General features: G+C 60.4%; 6 protein-coding genes. All 6 read left to right on the top strand.

Going from position 1 to position 4118, the window contains the following annotated elements:
- A partial coding sequence (gene gpmI, locus ACLD7X_RS15915) for a 2,3-bisphosphoglycerate-independent phosphoglycerate mutase (protein WP_411424660.1) occupies window positions 1–921 on the top strand: 921 nt, incomplete at its 5' end.
- Window positions 922–945: 24 nt separating this feature from the next.
- Entirely contained in the window at window positions 946–1176 is a 231-nt protein-coding gene (gene secG, locus ACLD7X_RS15910; RefSeq protein ID WP_411424659.1) for a preprotein translocase subunit SecG, read from the top strand.
- Window positions 1177–1192: 16 nt separating this feature from the next.
- The gene (msrB, locus tag ACLD7X_RS15905; protein ID WP_411424658.1) at window positions 1193–1681 is read left to right on the top strand and encodes a peptide-methionine (R)-S-oxide reductase MsrB; all 489 of its coding nucleotides are present in this window, start codon (window positions 1193–1195) and stop codon (window positions 1679–1681) included.
- A gap of 1030 nt (window positions 1682–2711) precedes the next feature.
- Window positions 2712–3104: a hypothetical protein gene (locus ACLD7X_RS15900; protein WP_411424655.1), complete on the top strand. Its 393-nt coding sequence runs from the start codon at window positions 2712–2714 to the stop codon at window positions 3102–3104.
- 291 nt (window positions 3105–3395) lie between these two features.
- The gene (locus ACLD7X_RS15895; RefSeq protein WP_411424654.1) at window positions 3396–3572 is read left to right on the top strand and encodes a hypothetical protein; all 177 of its coding nucleotides are present in this window, start codon (window positions 3396–3398) and stop codon (window positions 3570–3572) included.
- Complete coding sequence (locus ACLD7X_RS15890; protein WP_411424653.1) at window positions 3572–3745, top strand: hypothetical protein; 174 nt, start codon at window positions 3572–3574, stop codon at window positions 3743–3745. The genes ACLD7X_RS15895 and ACLD7X_RS15890 overlap by 1 nt, the downstream gene beginning before the upstream one ends.
- Window positions 3746–4118 lie beyond the last annotated feature (373 nt).

Genomic DNA, 4118 nt, shown 5'->3' with positions numbered 1-4118 from the left:
GCCGAGGACATCGGTGATGAATTCCTGGAGCCCGTCCGCCTGGCCGAGGGACAGCTCAAGGATGGCGATGGGGTGATCTGCTTCAACTTCCGCCCCGACCGGGTGCGCCAATTGATCCGATCCCTGGTGTCTGCCGAGTTCACCGACTTCGAGCGCAGCGACCCCATCCCTGCCCTCGACGTCGTCACCTTCACCCAGTACGAGAAGGATCTGCCGGTGAGCGTGGCCTTCCCCCCCGAATCCCTCGATGGCCTCTTGGGTCAGGTGGTCTCATCGTCAGGGCTTCGCCAGTTCCGCACCGCAGAAACCGAGAAATACCCCCATGTCACCTACTTCATGAATGGGGGAATCGAGCAGGCCTTCCCCGGCGAGGATCGTCATCTGGTGCCTTCACCACGGGTAGCCACCTACGATCAGGCACCGGCCATGTCAGCCGAGCAGCTCACCGACAGTTGCATTGCCGCCATCAACAAAGGCATCTACTCCCTGGTGGTCATCAACTATGCCAACCCGGACATGGTTGGACATACCGGCAAGATGGAGGCCACAACATCGGCCATCCACACGGTGGACCAGTGCGTCGGCCGTCTGATGGAGGCCACCAACCGCATGGGTGGCACCCTCCTGATCACCGCCGATCACGGCAATGCCGAAGTGATGGTGGGGCCCGACGGTCGGCCCTGGACCGCTCACACCACCAATCCGGTACCGGTGATCCTGGTCGAAGGGGAAAAGCGAAAACTCGCCGGCCATGGCAATGACGTCAGGTTGCGGCCCCACGGAGGCCTCGCCGACATCGCTCCCACCCTGCTGGAAATCCTTGGTCTGCCCAAGCCAGACACCATGACCGGCACCTCGCTGGTGGCTCCCAGCAGTGTCGGCGCCGCCGAAAGCCGTATCCCGCAGACCCTGGGTGTCTAACCTGCATCGAACGATGGGTCACGCATGATCAGCACGGTTCTGGGATGGGTGTGGGTCGGCAGCGGTGTTCTGCTGATCCTCAGCGTCCTGCTCCACAGTCCCAAGGGGGACGGGATGGGCGGCCTTGCCGCCAGTGGGGGATCCATGTTCACCAGTGCCCGCAGTGCCGAGCAGACCCTCAACCGCATCACCTGGACCCTTCTGGCGATTTTCCTGGGTCTGGCCGTGATCCTGAGTGCCGGCTGGCTGTCCTGACCCGGGAATCAACACCATGGCGCTGAACCGTCGCAACCTGCTGGCTGGCCTGGGCATGGCTCTGGCCGGGATCTTCGGATCCAGCCGTCGCGCGGAGGCTGCCTCCGAAGCGAGCGACCCTCAATGGAAGCTGACTGAAGCGGAGTGGAAGAAGCGTCTCAGTCCGGCCGCCTATGCCGTCCTGCGCAGGGAAGGCACCGAGCGCCCGTTCTCGAGCCCCCTGAACAAGGAGAAACGGCAGGGCACCTTCGTGTGCGCCGGATGCCAGCTGCCCCTGTTCAGCTCCTCCAGCAAATTCGAGAGCGGCACCGGCTGGCCCAGCTTCTGGCAACCCCTGCCCAAGGCGGTCAGCACCAAGGTTGACTTCAAATTGGTTGTACCTCGCACGGAATATCACTGCAGACGCTGCGGCGGTCATCAGGGACACGTGTTCAACGACGGGCCCAAACCCACCGGCAAGCGCTATTGCAACAACGGCATCGCGCTGAACTTCAAGCCATCCTGAGCAGCAGCCGGCCGCGCCTGGTCCCATGGGCTCTGAGGCAGCAGGGCCCCTACCCACGCGATTCGCTCCATCCACTCCATCCAGGGGAGAAGGCGCAACAGCACTGGGGCCGATAGGGCAACAACCAGGCAGCTGAACAACAGCCTCCGCGGAATCGGTTTCCCTGGAGCCCCGTTCTCGTCAGGCTGCTGGCCGCTGATGGGAGGCTGAACAGCGCGGCAGAACGCAGAGGTACGGCAATAGTCTGCCCCAGAGAACGACAGGTAAACTGGCTGGACTCAACGGATCCGGGACTCCCTGAATGGGCAGATTTCAGTCCACAATCTCAACAGTTGCGGCAATCGGAACGATTGGGCTCACGGTGGTAGCCGTCTACCGGGCTGTAGATGGTCAAAAACAGCGCGAGTCGCAGCAGATCGAAGAAATCCGCTCTCTCAAAGAACAACTTCAGAACCTCTCGAAACCCGAGGAAGTTGTCCCATCAGCCACCGAGGCCAAGCCGCAGGCCCAGCAGTTTCCCGCCCCGTCCATCCAACGGACACTGCCCCCCGGCCAGCAGGAGCTCCCACCACCTCCGGATCCGGCCCTGCCTGAACCCACGGCTCCGTCAGGGGATTCCCCCTGATCGCCTCTCCTACGGATACGCATCCAGCCAACTTTTCTGCGCCCCCTGCGGGGGGGGCACCCTGGGCAGGAGGGTTCCAAGACGTCCCACTCCAGATTGTCCCGGACCTCAGCATGGGAAGCAGCTCGAGGCACAATCGCCGGAGCAGGGCGAGCACCTGGCGTGTGCTTGTCTTAAGAGGCACCCACAACGACCTGGGAGCGCTGCGGCATGGTGGTCAAGGGCAACCCATGGGCATTCCGCCAGCACCAGCACTCCAGGCGATGCAGAAGGCACCGGAACGCACCTGAGCAACATGCGACATTCGATCTGAGCGGGAATCCGTGTCCGATCGGCACCTGGGCAAAGCGGGTTCAAGGATAAAAGATAGAGTTAAGCAACGATTGCCCCAGGACGCCTGGATCAATGAAGACTGCCTGGACTCAAGCAATCAGGGCATTGATGGTGGTTGCCGCACTCGGGACGGCAGCACCACTGCACGCGCAAGATGTTGCACCACATGTAGTGACAGCGGGTGGAGCACTCAAGATGTCCCTGGACGAATGCATGAGAGCAGCGAAGGCAGCAGCAGACAAAAAGGAATTCACGGAAAAGCAAGAGGCTATTGTGAACAGTGAAAACAATACGGGCGACTTCTTTGCCTTCAAGGAGTCCCCGTACTCACTTCACGTGAACTGTGATGCAGGCAACGACATTTGGACAGTTGGCGTCGGCGCCAGAGACAGACAAGGAGCACAGATTTATTTGATAGACTTCATGCTGGAATTTCCAGAACCAATCAGAGTCTTCGGCCCCTAATCAGACAACAGGAGGAGTCTCCGTGGCATGAGTTTGCGATCCAGATGAATTGACTCCCGGGCAATGGCCGGACATCACCTTGCTGATGACAGCGCGAGACATATCAATCCATCACTGGTTCCGGGACATAGCGATGAAGCGAGAATGCATTGGTGCAATGAAGTGTTCAGGCGCTCGCCACCTCAAAGAACCCAACGTGCTCTTCGCACTCATCCGCCACACCGGAGAAATTCTCCAGCATTTCCGGCGCCAGCAAACACGACGAGGGCAGATGCCAGTCAGAATGTCCCGATGAACCATCCCCTCTGGATGCTGGTGCCCTGGGCGATCTTTGCGCTCGCCGCTGGGGTCAAGTTCTGGCGCCTCACGGCCCTGTTCCGCAAGCACCTGGGAAACACCACAACCAGCACCGAACGCTTCAGGCAGTCGCTGGAACGGATCTGGCAGAAAGATCAACAGAAGACGTGATGGAGCATCTGAACTGGGGATACATCCAATTGGGTCTGGTCGGCCTTGCCTTTGCAGGTCTGCAGGTCTGGTGGATCGGCAGCGTCTTCTTCAGGAGGAGAGATCTCGCAACACCGATGAAGAGTGCTGAGTTCCGCAAGACCCTGGAGAAGATCTGGTCAAAGAGATCGTGAAGACCCAAGCAACGACCGCTTCAATGCCTTCTACACCCTCCACGCAACCACGGCCATCAGCACCCAAGGCGCCAGCACAGGAGTTCATACCTTGAAACCGCTACTTCACAACATGCCAAAGGAGAACAGGCCATAAAAAAGGGAGGGCAAGTGCCCTCCCTGACTGGATTCTGGAGAATCGACTCAGACCGTTGATCTCGGTGGAGATCAGTAGTCGAAGTCGCCGCCCATGCCACCGCCACCGGCGGGAGCCGCTTCCTTCTTCTCGGGGAGATCGGCCACGATGCACTCGGTGGTGAGCACCATGCCAGCGATCGAGGCGGCATTCTGGAGGCCGGAGCGGGTCACCTTGGCGGGATCCACGATGCCGGCG

It is taken from the genome of Aphanothece microscopica RSMan92, from assembly GCF_046613545.2.
Taxonomy (GTDB): domain Bacteria; phylum Cyanobacteriota; class Cyanobacteriia; order PCC-6307; family Cyanobiaceae; genus NIES-981.
The sequence above is the reverse complement of the archived record's forward strand: the minus strand, read 5'-3'. Positions and strand labels throughout refer to the sequence as shown.